Source organism: Lysinibacillus sp. JNUCC 51, assembly GCF_015999525.1.
GTDB classification, from domain to species: domain Bacteria; phylum Bacillota; class Bacilli; order Bacillales_A; family Planococcaceae; genus Lysinibacillus; species Lysinibacillus xylanilyticus.
On record NZ_CP065545.1, the window covers coordinates 1,793,963 to 1,818,185 of the forward strand.

Here is a 24,223-nt window from a genome sequence, read left to right on the forward strand (position 1 = left end):
AATTCCAAAGAAATAAAAAAAGCTCACTTTGTAAATGAGCCTTGTTTTCCCAAGAAAGTCCGCGAACTCTTAATAACTAATGAAACCTGGAATAAAAAAGTAAGTGGGGCTAAAAGTGAGTTCACTACACTTCCCCACTTTTAGTATGCCTCGGCATATTTGCGTAAGGAATCCTTTATTCCCAATTTAGCAAATCAGAAATTATTTCTGCACTTCCTGGTGAAAACATAAATATTGAGAATGAAATACAAAATAAACCTACAAACACGATACCGATTTTCATAATTAACAAAGACTGCTTTTTCATAAATAGTCCTTTAAATATCAAAAACAACCCTACAAACAAGATTAAGATATACCAAACCCCCATTAGCTCACCCCTTTTACAAAAAAGACGTTAAAGATTACAGTAAGTTCAGCCGATGACCTCGTTATTACTTTCCTGTTTAATTTGATTAATTCTCTGTTTTCCCCAATCATACATCATTTCAACGATTGGTAATAACGTCATCCCTAGTTCTGTCATGGAATATTCGACTTTCGGAGGAACTTCTGGAAACACTTCTCGATGAACAATACCATCTTCCATCAGTTCACGTAATTGGTTTGTTAATATCTTATGAGATATTTTCGGAAAAAGTCTTTGAAGCTCACTGAAGCGATGTGGCCCTTCAACACCTAAATGCCACAAAATAACAACTTTCCATTTCCCACTAATAATTGATAAGGTAAGTTCCTTTTCGCAATGATAATCGTTATTTAATATTCTCTCTTTTATCTCTTCTCTTAATTTATCTGACATAGAGCTAACTCCCTTTTATTTCTTATAAGTAACTTTTAGTAACCTCCGCACCAAAAAGTGCACTCTTCACAATGTATAAAACGGTAGTAAAATGAGGATAGTCTTAAAGACAAATCTTAATATATTTTTTCTTCTAAATAAAATTATCTCAACTAAAGGAGCGAAAAACATGCAAACAATCGCAGGAAAAGTGGCGTTAATTACAGGGGCAGGGCGTGGAATAGGACGCGCAACAGCAGTAGCTTTTGCACAAGAAGGTATTCACGTAGGTCTTGTTGGACGTACTCTTGAAAATTTACAACAAGTAGCAGAGGAACTTAAACAGTATGATGTGAAGGTAGCAATCGCCGTGGCAAATGTAGCGGATTTAGACTCTATTACCACAGCCGTTGAATCTATTCGTGGAGAGCTTGGCGCCATCGACATTTTAGTAAACAATGCCGGCATCTCAAAATTCGGTAGCTTCATGGACTTAACACCTGAGGAATGGACAAATATTATCGATGTTAACGTAAAAGGTGTGTACTATACAACACGCGCTGTATTACCGGAAATGTTAGAGCGCAACACAGGCGACATCATTAATATCTCATCAACAGCTGGTCAAAAAGGCGCACCGATTACAAGTGCATACTCAGCTTCAAAAGCTGCAGTTATCGGACTAAGTGAATCATTAATGCTTGAAGTGCGTAAGAAAAATATTCGTGTTACGACATTAACGCCAAGTACAGTTGCTACAGATATGGCAGTTGAGCTTAACTTAACAGACGGCAATCCAGAAAAAGTGATGCAAGCAGAAGATTTAGCAGATTTAATGGTTGCACAACTAAAACTTCATCCACGTGTTGTATTAAAACATGCTGGACTTTGGTCAACGAACCCTTAAAAGAACTATTTGAAAAAGCAAGGCGCTATCCGATGTATTTTGGATGGCGCCTTGTTTTTTTTAACAATGAGATCCGTACAGTTTATGACCCCTTTCTCTAGGAGTTGGGTGAGCAAACAGTATCTGAAGTTAGAGCTTAAAGGAATTAAAGCTAACCCTCCCTACTTTTTCGCCTTCGATTTAACAGCCATCCTCTAAATGTTCGGGTAGTCAAAAGGGAAAAGTTTAAGTATTGATCTATACCTTCCAACTATTTTTAAAATTTTTTTCAAATTTAACTAACTTTTTATATTTGGTAAGACGTCTAATAATTAGTAATTCAACCATTTAAATAAAAGGAGAAATAATTATGAAAAAAACAATTAAAAAATCTTGGATGATTGTATCAGCACTAACAATAGGAATGGCTGTCTTCACACCACATCAAGCTGAGGCAACAACAGCAAAAACAACTAACGAAATAACAGTTAAAGCTGAGCAACAAATTAAAGGAATTATTAAAAGCGTATACGGAGATAGCATCACAATTAAAGGGAAAGACGGCAAAAACTATTATATCGGAATTCAGAACTTTTCAGATGAGCAATTAGAAAAAATGAACTTAGTAGAAGGTCAGGAAATTTCCGTAGAAGGTAGCTTAGTACAAGATTATTCAGACTTCTATACGTTTGACGTATATAAAAAAAGCTTACCTAAAGAAATAACAAAAAAAGACCTAGCAAAATTAGAAAAGTTGTTTAATCAAACGAAGAAGTTAGAAAAAGAAGAGAAATATGATGAATTGGAAAAAATTAATCTTGAAATGGATAAAATCACAAAGCCATATATTTTAGCTAGCTGGGTACCTGTATCCTTTGAAGAGTTTATTGAAGAGTATGGTTTTAGTGAAAAAAATATAGTTATTAAAGAAGAAGATAAAAAACAATTGAAAGATATTTATCAACAATGGATAAAACTAGAGAAATCTGGTAAAGAAGAAAACGCACAAGAAAAATTTGATGAATTCCAGAAGGTTCTTCAACCTTACTTAGAAGTTCTAAATCCACCGTTAACATTTGAAGAATACATCTCAGATTTGGAATTAGATATTCCGGCTGAAGCCATGCCAAAACTAAAGACTTTATACAATGATGCTAAAAAAGCTGATAAAGATAAAAATGATCAATTATCTGAAAAGCTATGGGGTGAATTCGATGAAATGATTAATCCTTATTTTAAGCCACTTAGCTTTGAAGATTACTTGTCTGACTTTGATTTCGAAATCAAGTCAAATGATCAAAAACAATTAAAAAAGCTTTATGAAGAAGCAACAGCTCTTGATAAAAAAGGTGACTATGAAAAATCTAAGGAAAAATGGGATGCTATCGACAAAATTCTAAATCCATATCTTGAAGCAAATAAAGAAATTCTAATCTCAGCTTCTAAAGTAACGATAAACGGTAAAGTTTATACTTCAAAGCATTAAAATATATTTCGGGGTTATTCCAAAAATCATTAAACAATGATTGAGGGATTAACCCCTTTCTTGTCTCCTTATAGAACCGCCCTAGTCGCTCAATGTCGCCATAATTTAGTCTGCAATTTTGCTGAGTCCCAAATTGCCCCTTATCAACTAACCTAATATTTAGAGTTGGTGACAGCTTTGCTCTAGTCGCCAAGTTTCTTTAATCCCAAAAAGTTTGGAGTCCTGAAATATACAATCAAGAGAATGAAGGCGCAAACGGTATCTGTATATAGTCAGAGTTAAAAAGAAAGTCGGGCTAACTCATTGCTAAACCCCACTTTGGCTGTTTGATGCAGTTTTCAAAGCAAAAGAAAAAGCCTTACGTTGAGGTGTAAGGCTCCTTTAAATGCCTGTATGATAAACTGTTTCTGCACTTCAAAGGGCATGAATCAATCTAGGCTGTAGCGTCTGCAAACGCTTCATAATTTGATTCCCAAAGCGGATAAAGGTACTAACAAAACGCACCCCAGCCGCTTCAAATACTGCTAAATCCTTTCCGTTGCTTCGAGGCTGTTCAACTGTTGAAACTAGCACCTTGTCGCCTTCTAATAGCCCTAAATAATTATTGTCATTCGATATTTCTAATTTGAATTCGTACATTACACATGCTCCCCTTTTTCGAGTGTTGTCTTTCTCTTTTCTAATAAAATCCTTTAATGTCATTGTTGGTATCCGACGCGCCATTATCATAGGCAATTTTTTCATAAACTTCTATAAGTGCATTGTGTGCTTCTCGGTATGCTATCACTTTGCTAATTTCCTCTTCTAACCCATTAGTAACTAATACTTCGGTTATAGCGTTTTAAGCTGCTGCTTTCGTATCCCACAATTCATTGAAACGTGGATGATCAGTTACAGAATACATATCGTTTCCTCCTTCTTTTACAATTACATTACAGTAGGTGTTAGAATGTCTTTAACGATGGGAGAAAAAATTAAAGTTCTTTTGAATCAGAAAGATATGTCTGTTCAAGATTTAGCCGAACTACTAGGGCAATCAAGACAAAATATTAATACGAAATTGAAGAAAGATAATTTCAGCGAACAAGACTTACGCAAAATTGCTAACGTGTTAGCGGTTGAATTTGAAGGCTTTTTCTTCTTAAAAAATGGTGACAAAATCTAATAGCAACACAAAAAGCATCTACTCTGACTGGAGCGGATGCTTTTTGTGTTTATGGTGACCATTCGTCTTGTATGCTCAATAGAAGCTGCATTTCAATCGCCCGCCTTGATATAGGAGATCCACTAGTATCTCACTAACGATTTCAAAACTTTTAAATTGGTGAAACATGGTTTATCAAGTTAAATTGAAATATTTTTTATCCACTCAAATACTTCATCGCGTGGATACTTTCCAACTAAGGTTCATGGCACATTATTAACGAAAGGTTGATCTTATAAAAAAATTATTTATCACAAGTCTTTTTATAATGTTCAATTGAAAGAATCAATTGAACATATGTGGTAAAACCGAAAAATCTCTTGCTTAAAATTAGAATATATCCAAATTAAATCTGTAGAATTGCTAATTATCCTCAAATGCTCAGATAGTTAGCTGTACTGTAAAGTGACAATAAAGTTATTTAATTTTAAAAGCTCAAACAAGCATAACCCCGTCCTAGATTTAGAACGGGGTTATGCTTGTTTGATGTAAGATACTCCACTCCACTAAATAATATAATAATAAAGTCGTTTTAAAATCTAAGTCTTATTCAACAATATCGTCCATGAGCCTCCACCGACAACTAGATGCATCGAGGAAATGTTTTCAATGAGGTGATTTTCTTGTCCTACGATTTAAACTTCATCGTAGAGCGTCCTCCTGGATGATTGGCTTTTGAGCCATCGACCTTGTATACAACCCTATCGTACCAAGGCGCTTGTTTTTTTTTCATAGACCAAATTTTTCGTTTCACAGGAATTCTATCGGAATCTTAAATCTACAAAGACTTAATTTAGCAGTTTGAAAGATTTATTAATATTCAAATCACCATACAGTTGATCAAACAGCTTGCCGTCTTTCGACTGGGGATCAAACGGATTGGACTGTGGTACCGTATACACATACACCATGCCGTTGGCTTTCGTAATGACGCTCCCTACAGGCGGGCCTTCTTCGCTGGAGAGGCGACTCCAATCATTTTTGGAAAATACGGAGATCATCAGCAGCATCTCAGTATCTTTTCCATTTTTTGCAGTATAATCGAACTGCACTACATGCTTAGCCGATGGCATGATTTGATTTGCATTTTTGCCTGAATATTGGCTTGTTTTGTAATGTCCGTTCCATGAAACAGGCAATTTAAAAATAAAGTTTGCCTGAGAATTCGTGTATAGTTCTTGGTTATCCGCCAAAACATTTTTGAGTTTATTTCCTTTCCAAGTTAAGATCAGATGATCCACGTATCCACCATTTCCTCCTTGAGGGGCCGTTACGATAATATCGTTTCTAATAATCAATTTTGGTTCTCGAGCGGATTCCCCATACGATTTTCCATCCGTCCCTTTGAACATCCAATCATATTTTATATATCTTTTAGTTTTTCCCTCCTGCACGATGATGGATAAATCATTCGCATACTCATCCAGTTTGCCATCAATCTTTTCTTTTGTACCCACCAATATTACATTGTCTTTAACTGAATTACCGTCAATATCGGACACCTTGTAGTCGAGTACATACGTATTTTCCTTAAGTTTAAGTTCGGGTACTCTAAATTTTTGACCAATTTCTACTTTTGGCAACGTTTTTTCGGATTGCTGAGCCACCACTTTTGGTTCTGAAGCTGCCTGTTTTGCCAACGAAACTTGTGGCGCCCCGATTCCAACTGCACAAATTAAACCTGCCAATGCTAAATAAGAAATTTTCTTTACGTGTTGCTTCTTCATTTTCTAAACCTCCATTTATTCATTTTTGACTCTACAAAAGTGAGACGTATAAGGTCCCCTAAAAAGTTTGTTTTTGGATTGGAGGAGAAAGAAATCTTTTTTTATAAGTAGACCTAAAAGGGTAACATCAGGTAAATGCGGATTTACAACGCTAAGGAAAGCCAAATATAAAAAAGCCTAATTTCTCAGTAGTGTAAGTGAGAAATTAGGCTTTAGTTACTCAAAAAAACGCCCTTAACAAGTTACAGAAGCTTGATAAGGTTATTTATCAAATGTCGTTTATCAATGTGTAAGAGGACAAGCTAAAGCCCTCTAATATTCGTGCCTTGCTTTCGATTTTTAGGATTGCGATGAATGCAGCTGTTGCGGAAGAAATCATAATACGCAATAAGCTACACGGAGCCGCCCTCCCCTCTTAAGAGATAAGGAAACGGAAAAGAAATATCTCACACCTGGTCAACTTAGTATATTGCTGGGTTATGTTAAGCAGCATGAGGATATTGCCTACTAAAGCTTATTTTTAACGATTGCTTATAAAGGTATGCGTAAAGGTGAGGCTTTAGAGCTTCAATGGGAAATATCGACTTTGCCAACCAAACGATAACTATTGAGCGAACTAGAGGGAATAACGTTGTAGGCCCCACTAAAACAAAAAACAGTAAGCGTACCATAAAAGTAGATGATATGGTGTTACAACAGCTTCAGAGCTATCGGACAGCTGTTAAAGCATTGTTACTTTCACATGGTCTCAAGCTGCATAGTGATATTGCAAAAGATGATTCATTTATCTTTTTATCGCCACACACAGCAGAGCCTTTTGTTTCCACAGGGTTAAACGCAATATTTAATCGCTTTGTAGAAGCTGTCGGACTGCCAGAGACAACGATACATGGTTTAAGGCACACACATGCCACCATACTTATGAATAACAGCATTCCTGTCAAGGCGATTGCCGAACGATTAGGAAATACTCCTGAGATGATCCATACAGTTTATGGCCACATTCTAAAAGAGATGAAGGCGCAAACGGTATCTGTATTTAGTCAGAGTTAAAAAGAAAGTGAGGCTAGCTCATTGCTAACCCCACTTTAACCGCTTCATATAAACATTAAAAAACCTAATTATTTTACCCAGCCAAAATCATTTCTCTCAGCAATTTACTCGCTGTATTTGCGACTGACGTTACACTTTCGTCGCAGAATGCATTATTTAGTGCTTCTTGCTTTATTTTACCCAGCCCAAAATCATTTCTCTTAGCAATTTACTCGCTGTATTTGCTGTCATTTCGGATGAGTCGTAGATTGGTGCTACTTCAACTAGGTCAAAGCCCACTACATTGACGTTACTTGCTGCAATCGCATGGATTGACGCTAGTAATTCTTTTGATGTAATACCTCCGCAATCTACTGTCCCTGTACCCGGTGCATGTGCTGGGTCAAGTACATCTATATCAATCGTAACGTAAACATTACGTCCTGCTAAAGACGGTAATACTTCTTTTAATGGTTCTAGCACTTCAAATTTTGAAATGTGCATGCCATTTTCCTTTGCCCATTCGAATTCTTCCTTCATACCTGAACGAATACCAAATGAATAGACATTTTTCGGTCCGATATGTTCAGCAATTTTACGAATAGGAGTTGAGTGAGAAAGTGGCTCCCCTTCATATTCTACACGTAAGTCTGTATGTGCATCGAAGTGGATAATTGCTAGGTCATCATATTTTGCAGATACAGCTTTCATAACAGGCCAAGATACTAAATGTTCGCCACCCATACCTACAGGAATCTTGCCATCTGCTAAAAGCTTCTCGATATACTTTTCAATTTCATCTAATGAGCGCTGTGCATTGCCGAATGGTAACGGTATATCACCCGCATCAAAGTATTTCACTTCTTCTAGCTCACGTTCCAAATATGGGCTATATTCCTCTAGTCCAATAGATACTTCACGAATACGCTGCGGACCAAAGCGTGAGCCCGGACGATAACTAACTGTCCAGTCCATTGGCATACCATAAATAACCGCCTGAGCATCCTCATATGTAGGATGACTTTTTATAAAAACATTTCCTGAATAAGCCTCATCAAATCTCATTACTCAACCTCCACTTTTATTAAAAAATCCTATTAAATTTATTTCATCACTACTTATCCATATAGCAAAGTATTATCCAAAAATCTCCGTGATGAACCTTTTTATCATTACTCTATTAAGGACTTACAGGAATGTAATGAAACCTCTATCCTTCTATCCTCGTATACATTATTGGAACGTCTAGCAAAATTCGATTAAAATCTACAAGGTGGTATTCTTTTGTCGAACGCTAGCATTTCAAACAGTACAAAAAAAGTATAGATGTTTTTGAATAAAGTGCAATAGTTTTTACCAATAATTTCGATTAAATACGAATGTTCAAACACATACTATACGCAAGTGTGAGAAAACGAGGTGAAGTCGGATGAAGAGAAAAAGCTATCAACGTAAGCAAAAACGTTCAAAGCGTACACGTAAAGCACTTACCCTTTTTGTCGCCTTTACATCCGCAATTGTAGTAGCATTTATAGCTTTACGCGTCTATGTTCAAGTGGCTGGTGCCCCGCCTTTAACCGTACCTAAAGCCTCTATTTTCTTAGATGAAAATGAGAACCATATTGGGGATCACTTTACGAATGAACGACGTTATTGGGTTAGTCTTGATGAGATGTCCCCCTATTTAAAGCAAGCAGTAGTAGCTGTTGAGGATAAAGATTTTTATAAGCATGGCGGTTTGGATTTTTCTCGTATCGCTGGTGCATTATTAGTGGATATTAAGGCTGGAGGTAAGGTTCAAGGAGCAAGTACAATTACACAACAATATGCTCGAAATCTATATCTTTCACACGAGAAATCGTGGACACGAAAATTAAATGAAGCACTGTATGCTTATAGATTAGAAGTTTTTTATGATAAGGATGAAATACTGGAAGGTTACTTGAATACTGTTTACTACGGCCATGGTATGTACGGCGTAGAAGCTGCAAGTCGTTTTTATTTCGGAAAATCTGCAAAAGATTTAACACTTGCAGAAGCAGCAATGTTAACTGGGGTTCCAAAAGGGCCAAGTATTTACTCCCCTATTGTCAATTTAGAGAAGGCAACTAATCGCCAACACGTTATTTTAAAACTGATGGCCGATCAAGGTGCTATTACGCAAGATGAAAAAACACGTGCAGAAAGTGAACAGCTTGTCTTAAAGAGTGATAGCTGGGTAGCAACAAAATCTGTAGCACCATTTTTCCTTGACGTAGCATGGCAAGAGGCTAGTGAAATTTTGAAATCGAAAAATCTCGACATTAGTGAAGGTGGCTGGACTATCCAAACAACTCTTAATCTAGAACACCAAAAAGCAGCAGAAGAAGCTGTAGCCAAACATATGCCTAATGATGATCTTCAAACTGCTTTTGTTAGTATGAAATCCAAAACAGGCGCCGTTACAGCATTAGTTGGTGGTCGTGACTATGCTACAAGTTCATTTAACCGTGTTACACAGGCAAAACGTCAGCCAGGCTCAACCATTAAACCTATTTTATATGCAGCAGCTTTAGAGAATGGTTATACACCTTTAACGTATTTAAATGTAGGTGAGACAACTTTCACTTATGATAAAGGACGTGCCACATATTCACCAAAAAATGTTAACGGTAAATTCGCAAATCATGATATGTCAATGGCACAAGCTATTGCTATTTCTGATAATATTTACGCAGTTAAAACTTTAGAGGAGATTGGATTTAAAGCATTTCATGAAATGGCTGATCGCTTCAACGTGAATATCGGTACGAAGGACAATTTATCCATCGCGCTTGGCACGACTGAAACAACGTTATATGAAATGACGAATGCTTATAATATTTTAGCATCGCAAGGTCAAAAAACTACGCCTACTACTATTGTTTCTATTAAAAATGCTAATGGCGATACCATCTACGAAAATAAAGAAGTTGATAAAGAAGTTGAGTCAGTTCTCTCAAAGGAAAATACGTATATTTTAACAGAAATGATGACGGGTATTTTCGATCCAGTCTTTAGTGATTATTCTCCAGCTACAGGGATTGGCATTCGCTCTCGCATGACGCATACGTACGCAGCCAAATCCGGCTCTACAAATAGCGATCAGTGGCTAATTGGATTTACACCTAGCTTAACTGCTGGCGTGTGGAACGGCTATGACCAAGGGAAAAATCTAACGGAAAGAGAAGATACTGCATCTACAAAGCAGATTTGGATCGACTTTATGGAGGCTGTCAATAAAGGTACAAAGAACGAAGACTTTACAAAACCTAAAGACGTTAAAGGTGTGGTCATCGATATTGAATCAGGTAAATTAGCAACAGATGCCTGCCCTAAACAACGTCTTGTCTATATGGATGAGAAAGATGTACCAACTGAAAAATGCTCAAACTTCGATATTCTCGATACCGATACGTGGGGAAATTTCTGGAACATGCTTCCGTTCTCCATTTTTAAAAATTAACTAAACGCATGCGGAACCTTTATCAGCTATAAACGTTTTAACTTACGAAGGCTCTCGACAAAGTAACAGACATATATATATAAAGAAAAGCTTTCTCTTCCCCGGAGCTGTGTCCGTGGGAACAGAAAGCTTTTCTTATTTATGGTTCGCGAAGTAGATGAGCATCATGGGGCATTTGGCTTGGGTTTGGGTTGTTCAAATGCCGCATAGCGCTCATCACATTCGCAGAACCAAGCGTCCTAGCTTACTAAAATGTAAGCTCTGCATCAAGTTTACTTTGTTTCAAACCTACTTTCAACCTAATATCGGAAGCGATTGCAAAATGTCACAGATTGTTCAATCATTGTAGGTCTATTAAACAAATAAATCTTGACGCAACTGTTCCTCACTACGTGCCCACAAGTCCGGATTAAGCTCTTCTAAGAAAGAAGCTAACACCTTTTTAGATGGTGCATCCATATGCTCTACAATAATGTGACGCTTCATAGATTTATCCATTTTATTCACATGATCAGCTAAAATTTTATAACCACGGCGTTTTTCTCGATTGACTACCATTTCACACGCAGTTACACCTGCATAGTAAGGTCCATCCGCTTTATGGTCTATTGTCACCCATACCAACCAATACGGTTTTCCACCTTCTGAATCAGCACGATCTGTCGTAAATTTAATACCTCGTTCCACATCACTGCGAGCATGCATAGCACCAATTTCAACTGATGCCGTTCCCTCTTCTATATCGATAATGACTGGCGATACGTTTTCAAGTGAAAGCGAACCGATACCAAATCCCTTATGTCCATCTGTTGGGTCATTTTTAATAATAGTAAAGCCCATTTTTTGTTTTGCTTTTTCTTCATTTGCCATACTTTAACTACCTCCGTTCTGCTATTATAAAAGTAAAGCATAGTTAAGCGCATTAGCGCCGCAATGAACACGACACTGGCATTGCGCAAAAAGAAGTATATACTTTCTTAAACTAACTATACAACATTATTCAATAAAGGAGGCAATATTATGCCATACGTAACAGTGAAAATGCTTGAAGGTCGTACAGAAGAACAAAAACGTGCACTAGTAAAAGAAGTAACAGAAGCCGTTTCTCGTACAGTTAATGCGCCACCCGAAAATGTAACAGTCTTCATCGAAGAAATGTCTAAAAACCATTACGGTGTTGCAGGCGTGCGCTTCAGCGATAAATAAGATTAGAACGGGTAGAGCATATAAAGCTCTACCCATTTTTAACGTATGGTGGCCTTACTAATGCTTTGCAACGTTTAGAATGCTGTAATTGCCTTGTTATCAGCTTTTTCAGTTTTAGCGGCTGAATATAGCCTTCTACCGGCAATTTCCTCGTCTAGCGGAGAAACATGGCCTTCTTCCAGCAACTCGTAATTTCAATACTAGGATGTGATCTATGAAATGAATAAATTTAAACTATCACTACTCATTTGTATACTCATCGTCGGCCTCATACTTATTTTTATTAATCCCATTCAAAATGTAGTCATCGCTCATTTGAGTAAACAATTAAATACCACTGAATACAGTGCAGAAGATATTGAAAAAAACAATAATGCGGATGCTGATTTTGAATTTGAAGCAGTGCAATCACTATCCATTGCGGAAGTTTTAAAAGCTCAAACAACCGCAAATAAAATGCCTGTCATTGGTAGTATTGCAGTCCCTAGTGTTGGTATGAAACTTCCTATCGTCAAAGGAGTCGGTAATGCCTCTCTTGCAGTTGGAGCAGGCACAATGAAGCCTAATCAAAGACTTGGACAAGGAAACTACGCATTAGCTGGCCATTACTTTGAGGAAAAAGATATTTTATTTGGCCCCTTATACAAGGCGAGCATTGGAGATACGATATATTTAACGGATTTAACGAAGATTTATGAGTACAAAATAACGACCAAGGAAATCATCGCTGCAACGGATGTTTACGTTATTGATGACATCCCTGATAAAACTGTTTTAACCCTCGTGACATGCGCTGAGGAGGGTACGAAACGACTTGCCGTTCAAGCAGAATTTGTTGAGCAATATCCATTCGATCAAGCACCCGCAAAACTATCAGAAACTTTTTAGCATAAGAAAAGCCCCAAGATTTTTGTGATCTTGGGGCTTTCTTATTGAAAATTATTTCACTTCTGTATTGCGACGACGCAATAAGTATAATGCACTTAGAACAAGAGCTACACCAATTAGTGTAAGAGCTGTTTGGTTTGCTCCATTTGTTTGTGGCAGTTTGCCTTGCGCGTTTAACTGCGCTTCCATTTCTTTAGCATCTGCTTTGATTTTGTCAATATCAAGATATTTGTCTACTTCTGCCTGTTCCTCTTTAGATAACTTGTTATATTTATCGAGGAGATCCTTATGTGCATCTAATGTGTCTTTATCTGCTGTAGAAGGATTGTATGGCTTTAATTCTTTTCCTTGATCAATGACTTCTTCTACAGATGGTTTATTTGTTTCAGGTTTTCCAGGGTTTGTTGGATTTTTCGAATCTGTTGTTGGGTTACCTGGGTTTGGTTTATTTGGATTAACCGGTTTTTCTGGATCTGGATTTGGTTTGTTTGGATCAACCGGCTTCTCTGGCTTCGGCTTAACCGGTTTTTCCGGCTCTGGTTTTGGTTTGTTCGGATCAACAGGTTTTTCCGGTTCTGGCTTTGGCTTTTCTGGATCAACCGGTTTTTCCGGTTCTGGTTTTGGCTTTTCTGGATTAACCGGTTTTTCCGGTTCTGGTTTTGGCTTTTCTGGATCAACCGGTTTTTCCGGTTCTGGTTTTGGCTTTTCTGGGTCAGGTGTCCCGCCACCGCCACCTGTTGAAGGTTGCACGGTTGCAGAGCATGTATCTTTTACAGTAAATGAGCCAATTAAACTACTTCCCTCATATACATTGTACGTACCTTGTTTAATAGCTCCATTTGGTAATACAACCGTTCCTGCAATACTAGTTGCGAGAACTTCATTATCGTCTGCACCTTTAACGCTATTACCTTTAGCATCTTTTATTGTTATCTTTGCATTCGCATTAGGAGTTCCAAACTGAGTTAGAACTGTTAATGTAAATGAAGGACAAGCAGGTGCTGCTGATACTTCTGCATTACAACGTTCTGAATATTTAACAGTTATTTTACCAATGAATAGATCACCTTGATACACACTATAGTCACCTGAAGGGATTTCTTTAGGGTCTATAGTAATATGACCTAATTCATTTGTCGTTTTGTTTGTAGCAATAATTGCTCCTGCCATATCTTTGATTATGATATTGCTAACATTAGGGCGTGGATTGCCATTTTCATCCTTCACTGTTAGTGTGAATAGTTCACATTTTGGTGCTGGTTGAACAGTTTTTTCACATTCGATATTGGTTTGGAAGGTACCAATTTTTTCACCATTTACTTCAACTGTGTAAGTATTTGGTTCTAAATCAGTTAATTTAATAACGCCTGTCGTAGTTGTTGTGTTAATAATTTCTTTACCGTTAGCATCTTTAACAACGATTGTTGAAGTACCATCAGTAATATTATTACCATCAACGTCTTTTACAGTTAATTTAAATTCTTCGCATTTTGGTGCCTGTTTAACAATAAATTCATGCCCGCAGTCTTCTGTATACGTTAAAGTTACTGTCCCCAAGAATTGGTTACCTTCGTATACAGTATATTCACCTGGCTTCACGCCATTATTAGGATTAATTTTGTTTGATTCAAAAATAAACTTACCTGATGCATCAGTTGATGCCTTTACTACTTCTGTAGTACCTGATTTTAACGTTAACTCTTTAATATTTGTACGGATATTTCCTTCTGTATCTTCAACCACGATTGTGAAGTTTTCGCACTTAGGTGCTGGTTGAATATTCTCCTTACAGTTTTCACTGTACTCTACAGTAATCGTTTTTAACGTCTCACCATTATAAATAACATCGTACTGACCTGCTTTAACTTGGTCTGGAGTAAAAGTAACTTTACCATTTTCAACAGTATGATTTTCTGATAAACCCGTCACTTTACTTACTAATGTTACTGTTCCATTCACTAATTCACCGTCAATATCGTATATTGTTAATTCAAACAGCGAACATTTCAACGGACTTTCTGGTTTGTTGGCGATTTCAACAATTTGTTTACCAGCAAATGGACCTGACGTTGCTTTTTCATCTCGATCTAATGTAAAGTTTACATCCGGATTTTCAAAACCAGCCACTTTTGTTTCTTTTAATGTATATTCACCCTCAGCTAATTTTAATCCGAAGTCTAATACACCGTTATCCTTTGTTTTAGCACTAACTAATGGTTTATCACCTGTGTATTGGCTGTATAAAGTAAATTCAACATCTTTCATTACTTCGCCTGTTGCAGCATTCGTTTTTACAATAACAAATGGTACTTTAACTGTTGATGCTTGGTTACCATATTTAAAATCAGCAATTGACCAACTATCTTTCCCACTTGTTTGACTGCTGCCTTGATAGCTTACTTCTACTTCATTTTCAGCATTTGAGCCTGATTCGCCTGTAAATACTGTATCGTATTCTACATAGTATGCTTCAGTTACATTACCTAAATTAAGAGTGAACGTACCATTTTTCATATCTACATTCAATGTATACGAACTTGGATCTAAAAGTGTCTTATTTTCAGTTGGATTAATTGGAGTTTTTCCAGACAATGCAACCTTATATACTTTAAATGTATCTTCTAAAATCATTTGTTCTGGGTTACCATCAGTATCTTTACCAACTGTATCAGTAATGACTACATTGTCTAATTTGGATTGTGCGTAGTTAAATTTAAAATTCCAGTTAGCTACTGCAGAACCTTTTTCTGCTTGAATACCGTTTTTGTTTAAAATTTTGTCTGTATGGCTTACATTAACTGTTTTTGACAACGATGCATTATCACCATCATCGCTTGTTAATTTAGCTGTATTTGTAATACTTACTGGTTTACCATGTGGGAAAATGCCATCAGTATTTTCTGATTCATATGTCACTTTATAAGGACTATCAATATTCCCTAATACAAGCTTAATTTCATTCGCTTTCCCTGAAGTGTTTGGAATAGTTATTGTTTCAGTTCCTTTAAAAACACCATTTGCATCTAGTTCACCTTTTTGCACTACAATATTTTTAATTTCTTGTGTATCCGGTAATTTATCCTCAAACACTGCATTTTTTAAAGAATTGTAGTTAAAGTTAAATTCAACATCCCAGTAGAAAGTTTTTGTTTCGTAATTATAATAACCTTCTTTTTTACCATTTGCTTTTTGTTCAGTTCGAACCTCTTGTTCAGCTGAAGCTGAAGCAGATGACGAATTTGATAAGTTATCATTTGTCATTGTTACTGTATTATGATATTCAATTGTATTTGTTCCAACATGTCGAATATCGTATTCTGTATCATACGTAATTTCGATAGGTTCATTTATTGGTTTGTTTAAAGTAATTGTAAATCCAGTTTTATTGTTATTACTTAACTCGTAATCTTCATCTTTTAATTTAGTTTTACCTACTTTTACTTCTAAAGTATTTTCTATTAAAGATAGATTTTTATCTGTAAAAGTATCAACAAACTTCGTACCAGCGGCTAAATCATAGCCTGCTTGGTTCGCCACAATCTTCCATGACATCGTTTTGTTTTGATAGTCAATACCATTTGCAGATTTGTATAGTAATAAATATTCTTTAAAATAATAAGAAGTATCTTCTACCGGTTTTGACATATCTGGGCGTGATACTTCATTTTTCACCGCAAAACTATCTGTTGGATACACTTTATCTTTTGGCTTTGTTGCATATTTGATAACATATGGTTTCGTTACAGGAGCATTAAATATTAATTTAAAGCTATGTTCATCTTCCTTCTTAACTTCGTAAGAAATAGTGGCAGGAGTCCCATCTGCCTCAAATACTGCTACCTCTCCAACTAATTCTTGAGTATTAGTCCAGATGTCCGTTAGTACTGCTTTATCCTGTGAAATATTGCGATTATTGAAGTTGTAATTAATTGTCCAGTATGTTGCTAAATCATTAGCAGTAGGACCTGTATGCGTTTTTGCTAATGGATCACCAAAGTCTACTTTTACTGTTGCAGGAGCGGATTCCCCATTATAAGTAGCCTTATTTTCAAAATAAGCACTTTTAACGTTACCTGGGTCACCAACTTCTGTTTGGTACTCAATACGGTAAGCTGTATACTTTTCATTTGGTAATGCAATTGTCATACTGTTTTCATCAAAGATTGGAGTCACAGCGACAGGGTCATTAGAGACTGTTATTGTGCCACTAGGTGATACATTTAACTTTGTAATTTTTACAGAATCTTGTTTAAATGTATGTGCTTCTTCTAGTGTATCAACAAAATTTGTAGTACCAGACTCTTTATTAACGCCTAAATCTGTATTAACTTCAACTGTCCAATCAATATACTTACTGTTTTTCCCATTATTATCTGCTACACCTGCTTTAGTAACAGGTTTACCGCTATTCGTTTTAGGTTGGAAATTCAACTTGATGTTTTCAGTGCCAGGTAAACTAATTGTTTCTTCCCACTCCGTATTACCGCTTGCAAAGTTTGCTTGTACCTCAAAGTACGCACCTTGCTCAAGGGCTACACCCGTTCCTACATCATCTCGTAAAGTTTCGTTGAATGTTATTACAATGTCATTTCCACTTTTTGAAATAGTACCCACCTCACCATAAGCTGTTCCATTCGGGAAAGTGATATCTTCAAAAATAGCTGGTAAAGTGTACGTTAATGTTGTGCCCGGACCATAGTTATGTCCCGCTGCTAGTTCTAAATGAAATTTAAACTCTGCAGATTGTCCATTAGTAACGTTAATACTTTCATTTGAACTCACCTTTGTTTCATTCACAGTAAACTCAACATTTTTAATTACATCAACAGGCATAGTTGGATTATACGATGGTGGTGTAGTTTCTTTATCCATATCTCCATTTGGATTTTTTCCTTCACCATTAACATCATCATTTCCAGGTTCTTTTGGTGTTTCAGGCTGTTCTCCTACACCTGTGGAACCAGTACTAGTCCCTTCACCATTTCCAGGTTCTTTTGGTGTTTCAGGTTGTTCGACTTCACCCGTGGAGCCAATACTAGTCCCTTCACCATTTCCAAGCTCTTTTGGTGTTTCAGGCTGTTCGACTTCACCTGTGGTACTAATACCATCATCTTCTCCAGATTCAACTGCAGGTGCTACAGGTTGTTCTTGCTCTACTGCAAACACTGAAATCGGTGATAGTACTGTTTGGAATACGAGTAGCATTAGGATTATTGCTATGTTTAATCTTTTTAATTTTTTCATATTTCTCTCCTTTTCTAAGTTCAGGGAGACACCTGTTGATGTTTGCTGACGACTTTGCACCCTTTTTGTATAGGTATGCCACAAACACAAGTTGGTCCCTCTTTCCTTCTATTCATTTGTCGTCTAAATGAATATATTCAAATAAGTAATCACGAATAGGTATTCATAAGGACTTATATGTGTGCTATGTACAATTCGAATATATCCATAGTTCTTTTATTACACCTTTAATAATAGGTCTCACCCATAGTAGGTTTTTCGACTCATCACAAGAGATAATACTAAACATTTCCTAAACAATCACGGACTTTCTATTCATAAGTTTCTGAAACTTTTTATATGTTTTCCACTTTTTTCATCTTTATACAACGACAAAAAACAGCGAAAATAACTCAATTAGAGTACTTTCACTGTTTTTTGTCATTGTATATTAGAATACTATTTAATTTATTTGTTTTTTATACACTCTTTTATACATAAAAAAAAATTTTTTTAATTTTTCCCCTGTCCTTGAAGCAAGGTTAATATTTGCTTCTTAATAACGGGATGGGTACTGTTGTCTTCTAAGAAATCTAGTGGGAAATAGACTTTATGATCACGCTTCATGCGGCCAGAAATAGAATCAACAATAATAGATTCACGCGATAGCTCTCGTAGTTCTCCATTTTTCATTTCTAAGAAAATAGGAACACGCACTTCTTCCTCTCCAGGTCGATAAAAGTCATACGGTAAATCTGCCGTCGTATCATGGACAAGGTAATATTCTGGATTTAAATCAGCTTGCCTGAAGAGTTCTTGGAGTTTTTGGTATTTATCTAGCTCTACACCTGGGTCTAAATCGATGTATTGAAATAGCTTACGATTAACAAAACGGCGGCTTAAGTCACTTAATATAGCATCTTCTTCTTGCATCCAAAGCTGAAAATAGGTAAAAAGAATACTTTCATCTAATGCAAGATAATCCTCAAGCGTAATTGAGTTGCGGAAAAATGCTAAAAAGTGTGTAGGCTCGTGCTTAAATTTGTAACCTGCCAAGCTTAATTGTTTAGCGCGTTTTAAAATATTATTTAAAACAACTTCTGCGCTGCGAGATACTGGGTGGAAATAAATTTGTAAGTACATTTGATAGCGGCTCATTATATAATCCTCTACCGCATGCATGCCCGTCGTCTTAATAACAACCTGATTTTTTCGTGGACGCATCACTCTTAAAATACGTTCCATATCAAAATGACCATAGCTTACGCCAGTGAAATAAGCATCACGCTGTAAGTAATCCATACGATCAGCGTCTATTTGACTCGATATTAAACTGACGACTTGCTTATTCGGATATGTTTTTTCAATTACCTGTGATACTTTCTCTGGAAAATCAGGCGATACTTTTCTTAATACTGCATTCACTTCTGTATCGCCGAGCAAAATTTGTCTTGTATAAAATTCATGATCAAGCTCAAAGACATTTTCAAAAGCGTGTGAAAATGGCCCATGCCCTAAATCGTGTAATAGGGCTGCACAAAGCACAAGCAGTCGTTCATCCTCATCCCATTCAGGACGACCTGCAAATATGTCATCTACTATGCGGCGTACAATTTCGTAAACGCCGAGCGAGTGACTAAAGCGGCTATGCTCCGCTCCATGGAATACTAAAAACGTTGTACCGAGCTGGCGAATTCGACGTAATCGCTGAAACTCTTTCGTGCCAACTAGATCCCAAATCACTTGATCCCGTACATGCACATAGCGATGCACTGGATCCTTGAATACTTTTTCCTCTTGTAATTTAGCTTTTGCATAATGTGTCAATTGTACAGCACCCCCGTTTCTTATTTGTTCTATTATATGCGATAAATATAGGACTAGCATACATATTTCCTTTTAATTATAGAGACTATCAACCTAACTCGCTGTATTCTCGTCTTAATTTAGGATTCTATTGACCTAATTCCCATGCGACGGATAGCTTTCTGTCACTTCGATGATTTTATCCGTCGCTTCGACTCTTCTTTCCGTCACTCCGATGATTCTATCCGTCGCTTCGACTCTTCTTTCCGTCACCTCGATGGCTTTCCGTCGCTCTGGCTCTTCTTTCCATCACTCGGATGATTCTATCCGTCGCTTCGACTCTTCTTTCCGTCACTCCGATGATTCTATCCGTCGCTTCGACTCTTCTTTCCGTCACTCCAATGATTATATCCGTCGCTTTGACTCTTCTTTCCGTCACCTCGATGGCTTTCCGTCGCTCTGGCTCTTCTTTCCGTCACTCCGATGATTCTATCCGTCGCTCTGACTCTTCTTTCCGTCACCTCGATGGCTTTCCGTCGCTCTGACTCTTCTTTCCGTCACTCCGATGGTTCTATCCGTCCTCTGACTCTTCTTTCCGTCACTTTGATGATTATATCCGTCGCTCTGGCTCTTTTTTCCGTCACTTTGATGATTCTATCCGTCGCTTCGACTCTTCTTTCCGTCACTCCGCAGGTTCTATCCGTCGCTCTGACTCTTTTTTCCGTCACCTAGATGGTTCTATCCGTTGCTTTGACTCTTCTTTCCGTCACCTCGATGGCTTTCCGTCGCTCTGGCTCTTCTTTCCGTCACTCCGATGATTCTATCCGTCGCTTCGACTCTTCTTTCCGTCACTCCGATGGTTCTATCCGTCGCTCTGACTCTTCTTTCCGTCACTCTGACTCTTCTTTCCGTCACTCCGATGATTCTATCCGTCGCTTCGACTCTTCTTTCCGTCACTCCGATGATTCTATCCATCGCTTCGACTCTTCTTTCCGTCACCTCGATGATTCTATCCGTCGCTCTGACTCTTCTTTCCGTCACTCCAATGATTCTATCCGTCGCTTTGATTCTTCTTTCCGTCACCTCGATGATTCTATCCGTCGCTCTGACTCTTCTATCCATCGCTTCAACCATTCTATCCTTCACTCTAATTCTTCTATGAGTAAATATTAATAACGCAAAAAAAAACAAAAACTATCTCCAACTAGACTAGTGAAGATAGCGTTTTGTTTTACTTATTTTTTTAACTTTGCTAAAACCTTTTCCATTAGTTCTTCTTCCGTTAATGCAGCAACAGGACGGCTATTTACAAAGGTAAATGTTTTTTTACGTCCTGGGCCACAATAGGAATGACAGCCAATTTCGATGGTTGCATCAGGATCGATTTCCTTTAATTTTGGAATTAACGTTTTTAAGTTAACGGCCTGACATTCATCGCAAACTTTGAATTCGTTTGCCATTTTGTCAACAACCCTTTCTATATAGTATTTTTGTAACTTCTTTTAGCTGAAAGTCTCCCACCTCTATGGGTGTTGAAATGAATGCGTTTTTAAATCTCTTTTCAGAGCGGGTATCCAATCATCCACTGAAAGAAGTTAAAGCCTCCGGCGGATGTCACGGAATCAGAATGGAGTTAATAAAGGATGTTAGCCTAAAATCATCGCATCCATGCGATAACAGCTAACTGACCTGCATCCCGCAGGCCTAAGCACAATGCCGATTCCGGACGCAATTATGCCGAGGCAAAATTGATTCAAAAAGTCGTTTCTATGGAACGTATGACTTTCACATATTTAAGTATGTAGCATACGTACAAACCTACATCGGGTATTGTATCGCACTTTTCCCCTTGTATTCAAGCATAATTCCTTTCACATAGATGAATAAAAGGTTAAAAGATTGGTCATGCTAGTTGTAAATAAAAGTTCCAAATAAAGGTGGGAGGATTTAAATATGAGTAAAATAAGACAAGATGCTTGGTTAGAAGAAAACGATCAATTATTAGCAGAGGCGGTAATTCGCCATGTGACGGAAGGTAGTACACAATTAAATGCCTTTGAAGAAGCAGGTGATGCTTTAAATCGTACTGCTGCTGCATGTGGTTTTCGTTGGAATGCTGTTGTTCGTAAAGAATACGAGGAACAATTATCAGAAGCGAAAAAAGAACGAAAAGAAAGAATGCGAGTATTAGGAGCTCCTGCAAGACGCCGTGCTACTAGTATGTTTACAGTCAATAGTAGTGCCGCAGAGGGCAAATCAATTCCTTTATCTGCATTAAATCTTGATATTGTTATAGCCTATTTACTACGTTTACAACACTCTGGTGAAATAGGTAATGAGTCTTCAAAATGGAGACAACTAGTACACGTAACATCTGAGAAAAATAAAAAACTAGAGAAAACAATTACACAACTAGAAGAGGAAAATAGAGCTATTCGAAAAGATTACGAGCAATTTGTTCAAATTATGAACCGTGCTAGACGACTAGTAACACTAGATGAAGAGGAAGAACGAATTGCACCTGTTTTCAAAATGGAGAAAAACGGAAATCTTGTTGCAAGTAGCCCTTATACACAAGAAAATGGCGATGCGCTTAATTAGCAGCATCGCTTTTTTCTTTGAAACAATCTATCTCGCGTAGTATCCTCACTGATTAAAGTTTAACTTCACTTTTGTTCAAGCATTTTCTTATTACGTTCTAAAACACGTTGTAAATAAAACGCATATAGTGTTAATTCTTCATCATGAAAAGATTCAACTCGAATTTCTTCAGCCATATTGTGAAGAAGCTGCTGTAAACGGATCCCAACGGCTTCCACTGTTAATGATGCATCAATTAGTTCGGATAATGAGGCCATCACATCAGGGACAATGTTAGGATACGTAAATTTTGTTTCCTCTCCTCTTAGACTTTCATTATAAAAGTCACGAATGAGTGCAGCTCGATCTGAACCGCTTCCTTCTATACATAAATATATTTGCACTGCTACCCCTTGACGTAAACGTCTCTGAGAAATCCCAGCAAATTTCTTTCCTTCAATACTTAAATCATAGGAACCTGGGCAATAGGATCCTACAATTTCATAGGCTTCAATTTTATCCGCTACTTCCGGGAACAATCCTTTTACTAGGGCTACCATTACATCATAGCCATCATTAATGCTTAGCGCTTCTGTTTGCTCAGATAAAACAATTGAAATATTTAAAACACCTTCATCAAGCACAACTGCTAATCCGCCTGAATTTCGTACAATAGGATGATAGCCACGTTCTTTGAGTAAGTCCATGCCTTGCTGCACATATGGTAAACGGTGATCCTGAATACCAAGCACAACAGATGCATCATGTACCCATGTACGAATAGTTGGTGGAGAGGCTAATTGCCCAACTAACTGACATAAAGTATCGTCGGTCGCGAAGGATTCAAGTGGCGATCTTTGCTTCGCGCTAATGGATTGATCGTAAAAACGCCAAATCGGCTGTTGTAAAATACTTTTCATGATTGGAGCTCCTCTATTTACATCTATTCTCTTTAGAATACATTATCTATGGAAGGTGTCAAATTCGTGAAATACAATCATGAACTTAGGGATTTTGTACAAACTATGATAAACTGAAAATTGAATGGTATTCACTTATAAAGGAGTGTTTTTAATAATGAATGAAGCAGCAATTACTTTAGATGGTTGGTACGCTTTACATGATTTCCGCTCAATCGACTGGGCTTCATGGAAACTAGTTTCCGCTGAGGAACGCCAAGCAGCAGTAGAAGAATTCATTGCGTATTTAGAAAAATTAAACGAGGCTGATATAGCTAAAACAGGTGCCCATGCATTCTACGCAATTGTTGGTCAAAAAGCTGACTTTATGATTATGACATTACGCGAAACAATGGAAGAGCTACAAGAGCTTGAAGCTGAATTCAATAAATTGGCGATTGCTGATTTTACAATTCCTACATATTCATATGTATCTGTTGTTGAGCTTTCTAACTATTTAGCAGGTGATTCAGACGAAGATCCTTACCAAAACCCACACGTGCGAGCTCGTCTATATCCTGAACTTCCACGTGCTAAGCATGTATGCTTCTATCCAATGGATAAGCGTCGTCAAGGCAATGACAACTGGTATATGCTTTCAATGGATGAACGCAAATCTCTAATGCGTTCTCACGGTATGATTGGTCGCGGCTATGCTGGTAAAGTTAAACAAATCATTACTGGTTCTGTTGGCTTCGACGATCACGAATGGGGCGTAACACTATTCGCAGATGACGTATTACAATTCAAAAAATTAGTATATGAAATGCGTTTTGATGAAGTTTCAGCTCGCTACGGTGAGTTCGGTGCATTCTTCGTTGGTAACCTTCTTGATAACGAAAAACTAGTGAAATTCTTAACTGTCTAAAACGCTTTTAAATATCAATTTCGCCTCGGCGTAATTGCGTCCGGAGGCTTTGGGCCAACAAATGTTTTTTGCGCGAAAGCGTAGTGCTAACGT

At 37.3% G+C, this 24,223-nt stretch carries 22 protein-coding genes; 12 read left to right on the top strand and 10 right to left on the bottom strand.

Going from position 1 to position 24,223, the window contains the following annotated elements:
• Window positions 1-175: 175 nt before the first annotated feature.
• Both JNUCC51_RS08800 and JNUCC51_RS08805 read right to left on the bottom strand, forming a co-directional pair.
• Window positions 176-370: a hypothetical protein gene (locus tag JNUCC51_RS08800; RefSeq protein ID WP_337991667.1), complete on the bottom strand. Its 195-nt coding sequence runs from the start codon at window positions 368-370 to the stop codon at window positions 176-178.
• Window positions 371-415: 45 nt separating this feature from the next.
• Entirely contained in the window at window positions 416-802 is a 387-nt protein-coding gene (locus JNUCC51_RS08805) for a winged helix-turn-helix transcriptional regulator (RefSeq protein WP_337991668.1), read from the bottom strand.
• A 169-nt stretch (window positions 803-971) separates the two neighbouring features.
• Here JNUCC51_RS08805 and JNUCC51_RS08810 point away from each other — a divergent pair, with 169 nt between their 5' ends.
• Together JNUCC51_RS08810 and JNUCC51_RS08815 are read left to right on the top strand one after the other, a co-directional pair.
• Window positions 972-1,688: a 3-ketoacyl-ACP reductase gene (locus tag JNUCC51_RS08810; RefSeq protein WP_100544178.1), complete on the top strand. Its 717-nt coding sequence runs from the start codon at window positions 972-974 to the stop codon at window positions 1,686-1,688.
• Window positions 1,689-2,037: 349 nt separating this feature from the next.
• Window positions 2,038-3,153, top strand: coding sequence for a hypothetical protein (locus tag JNUCC51_RS08815; RefSeq protein WP_337991669.1), 1,116 nt, complete (start codon window positions 2,038-2,040; stop codon window positions 3,151-3,153).
• 414 nt (window positions 3,154-3,567) lie between these two features.
• Here the strand turns inward: JNUCC51_RS08815 and JNUCC51_RS08820 are convergent, their stop codons facing one another.
• Window positions 3,568-3,792, bottom strand: coding sequence for a hypothetical protein (locus JNUCC51_RS08820; RefSeq protein WP_337991670.1), 225 nt, complete (start codon window positions 3,790-3,792; stop codon window positions 3,568-3,570).
• Window positions 3,793-4,102: 310 nt separating this feature from the next.
• Here JNUCC51_RS08820 and JNUCC51_RS08825 point away from each other — a divergent pair, with 310 nt between their 5' ends.
• Window positions 4,103-4,318, top strand: coding sequence for a helix-turn-helix transcriptional regulator (locus JNUCC51_RS08825; protein WP_337991671.1), 216 nt, complete (start codon window positions 4,103-4,105; stop codon window positions 4,316-4,318).
• An 827-nt stretch (window positions 4,319-5,145) separates the two neighbouring features.
• On the opposite strand, the gene JNUCC51_RS08830 is transcribed toward JNUCC51_RS08825, so the two are convergent.
• The gene (locus tag JNUCC51_RS08830; RefSeq protein ID WP_337991672.1) at window positions 5,146-6,084 is read right to left on the bottom strand and encodes a hypothetical protein; all 939 of its coding nucleotides are present in this window, start codon (window positions 6,082-6,084) and stop codon (window positions 5,146-5,148) included.
• Window positions 6,085-6,654: 570 nt separating this feature from the next.
• Between JNUCC51_RS08830 and JNUCC51_RS08835 the strand changes: the two genes are divergently transcribed.
• Entirely contained in the window at window positions 6,655-7,137 is a 483-nt protein-coding gene (locus tag JNUCC51_RS08835) for a site-specific integrase (protein ID WP_337991673.1), read from the top strand.
• A gap of 171 nt (window positions 7,138-7,308) precedes the next feature.
• Here the strand turns inward: JNUCC51_RS08835 and speB are convergent, their stop codons facing one another.
• A complete protein-coding gene (speB, locus tag JNUCC51_RS08840) occupies window positions 7,309-8,181 on the bottom strand; it encodes an agmatinase (protein WP_337991674.1) in 873 nt (290 codons plus the stop codon).
• A 364-nt stretch (window positions 8,182-8,545) separates the two neighbouring features.
• Here speB and JNUCC51_RS08845 point away from each other — a divergent pair, with 364 nt between their 5' ends.
• A complete protein-coding gene (locus JNUCC51_RS08845) occupies window positions 8,546-10,600 on the top strand; it encodes a transglycosylase domain-containing protein (RefSeq protein WP_337991675.1) in 2,055 nt (684 codons plus the stop codon).
• Window positions 10,601-10,954: 354 nt separating this feature from the next.
• Here the strand turns inward: JNUCC51_RS08845 and JNUCC51_RS08850 are convergent, their stop codons facing one another.
• On the bottom strand, window positions 10,955-11,470 hold the full coding sequence (locus JNUCC51_RS08850) for a YwhD family protein (protein WP_337991676.1): 516 nt from the start codon (window positions 11,468-11,470) through the stop codon (window positions 10,955-10,957).
• A gap of 150 nt (window positions 11,471-11,620) precedes the next feature.
• Between JNUCC51_RS08850 and thmT the strand changes: the two genes are divergently transcribed.
• Both thmT and JNUCC51_RS08860 read left to right on the top strand, forming a co-directional pair.
• Complete coding sequence (thmT, locus tag JNUCC51_RS08855) at window positions 11,621-11,806, top strand: 2-hydroxymuconate tautomerase (RefSeq protein WP_053484500.1); 186 nt, start codon at window positions 11,621-11,623, stop codon at window positions 11,804-11,806.
• Between the two features lie 219 nt (window positions 11,807-12,025).
• On the top strand, window positions 12,026-12,694 hold the full coding sequence (locus tag JNUCC51_RS08860) for a class A sortase (protein ID WP_337991677.1): 669 nt from the start codon (window positions 12,026-12,028) through the stop codon (window positions 12,692-12,694).
• Between the two features lie 51 nt (window positions 12,695-12,745).
• On the opposite strand, the gene JNUCC51_RS08865 is transcribed toward JNUCC51_RS08860, so the two are convergent.
• Both JNUCC51_RS08865 and JNUCC51_RS08870 read right to left on the bottom strand, forming a co-directional pair.
• On the bottom strand, window positions 12,746-17,938 hold the full coding sequence (locus JNUCC51_RS08865; protein WP_337991678.1) for an LPXTG cell wall anchor domain-containing protein: 5,193 nt from the start codon (window positions 17,936-17,938) through the stop codon (window positions 12,746-12,748).
• Between the two features lie 492 nt (window positions 17,939-18,430).
• Entirely contained in the window at window positions 18,431-19,804 is a 1,374-nt protein-coding gene (locus JNUCC51_RS08870; protein ID WP_443136981.1) for an HD domain-containing protein, read from the bottom strand.
• A 112-nt stretch (window positions 19,805-19,916) separates the two neighbouring features.
• Between JNUCC51_RS08870 and JNUCC51_RS08875 the strand changes: the two genes are divergently transcribed.
• From JNUCC51_RS08875 to JNUCC51_RS08885, 3 genes are read left to right on the top strand one after another with little or no spacing between them, the layout of a single operon-like run.
• A complete protein-coding gene (locus JNUCC51_RS08875) occupies window positions 19,917-20,210 on the top strand; it encodes a hypothetical protein (protein WP_337991680.1) in 294 nt (97 codons plus the stop codon).
• On the top strand, window positions 20,207-20,455 hold the full coding sequence (locus JNUCC51_RS08880; RefSeq protein WP_337991681.1) for a hypothetical protein: 249 nt from the start codon (window positions 20,207-20,209) through the stop codon (window positions 20,453-20,455). The genes JNUCC51_RS08875 and JNUCC51_RS08880 overlap by 4 nt, the downstream gene beginning before the upstream one ends.
• Before the next feature lie 18 nt (window positions 20,456-20,473).
• Window positions 20,474-20,896, top strand: coding sequence for a hypothetical protein (locus JNUCC51_RS08885; RefSeq protein ID WP_337991682.1), 423 nt, complete (start codon window positions 20,474-20,476; stop codon window positions 20,894-20,896).
• Between the two features lie 62 nt (window positions 20,897-20,958).
• On the opposite strand, the gene JNUCC51_RS08890 is transcribed toward JNUCC51_RS08885, so the two are convergent.
• Window positions 20,959-21,183 carry a YuzB family protein gene (locus JNUCC51_RS08890; protein ID WP_049667962.1) on the bottom strand — a complete coding sequence of 75 codons (225 nt, stop codon included), beginning with the start codon at window positions 21,181-21,183 and terminating at the stop codon, window positions 20,959-20,961.
• A gap of 493 nt (window positions 21,184-21,676) precedes the next feature.
• Here JNUCC51_RS08890 and JNUCC51_RS08895 point away from each other — a divergent pair, with 493 nt between their 5' ends.
• Window positions 21,677-22,324: an RsfA family transcriptional regulator gene (locus JNUCC51_RS08895; protein WP_337991683.1), complete on the top strand. Its 648-nt coding sequence runs from the start codon at window positions 21,677-21,679 to the stop codon at window positions 22,322-22,324.
• 65 nt (window positions 22,325-22,389) lie between these two features.
• Here JNUCC51_RS08895 and lipL read toward each other — a convergent pair whose 3' ends face one another.
• The gene (gene lipL, locus JNUCC51_RS08900) at window positions 22,390-23,223 is read right to left on the bottom strand and encodes an octanoyl-[GcvH]:protein N-octanoyltransferase (RefSeq protein ID WP_134020390.1); all 834 of its coding nucleotides are present in this window, start codon (window positions 23,221-23,223) and stop codon (window positions 22,390-22,392) included.
• Between the two features lie 157 nt (window positions 23,224-23,380).
• Here lipL and hemQ point away from each other — a divergent pair, with 157 nt between their 5' ends.
• The gene (hemQ, locus tag JNUCC51_RS08905; RefSeq protein WP_049667959.1) at window positions 23,381-24,130 is read left to right on the top strand and encodes a hydrogen peroxide-dependent heme synthase; all 750 of its coding nucleotides are present in this window, start codon (window positions 23,381-23,383) and stop codon (window positions 24,128-24,130) included.
• The last annotated feature ends 93 nt before the right edge of the window (window positions 24,131-24,223 follow it).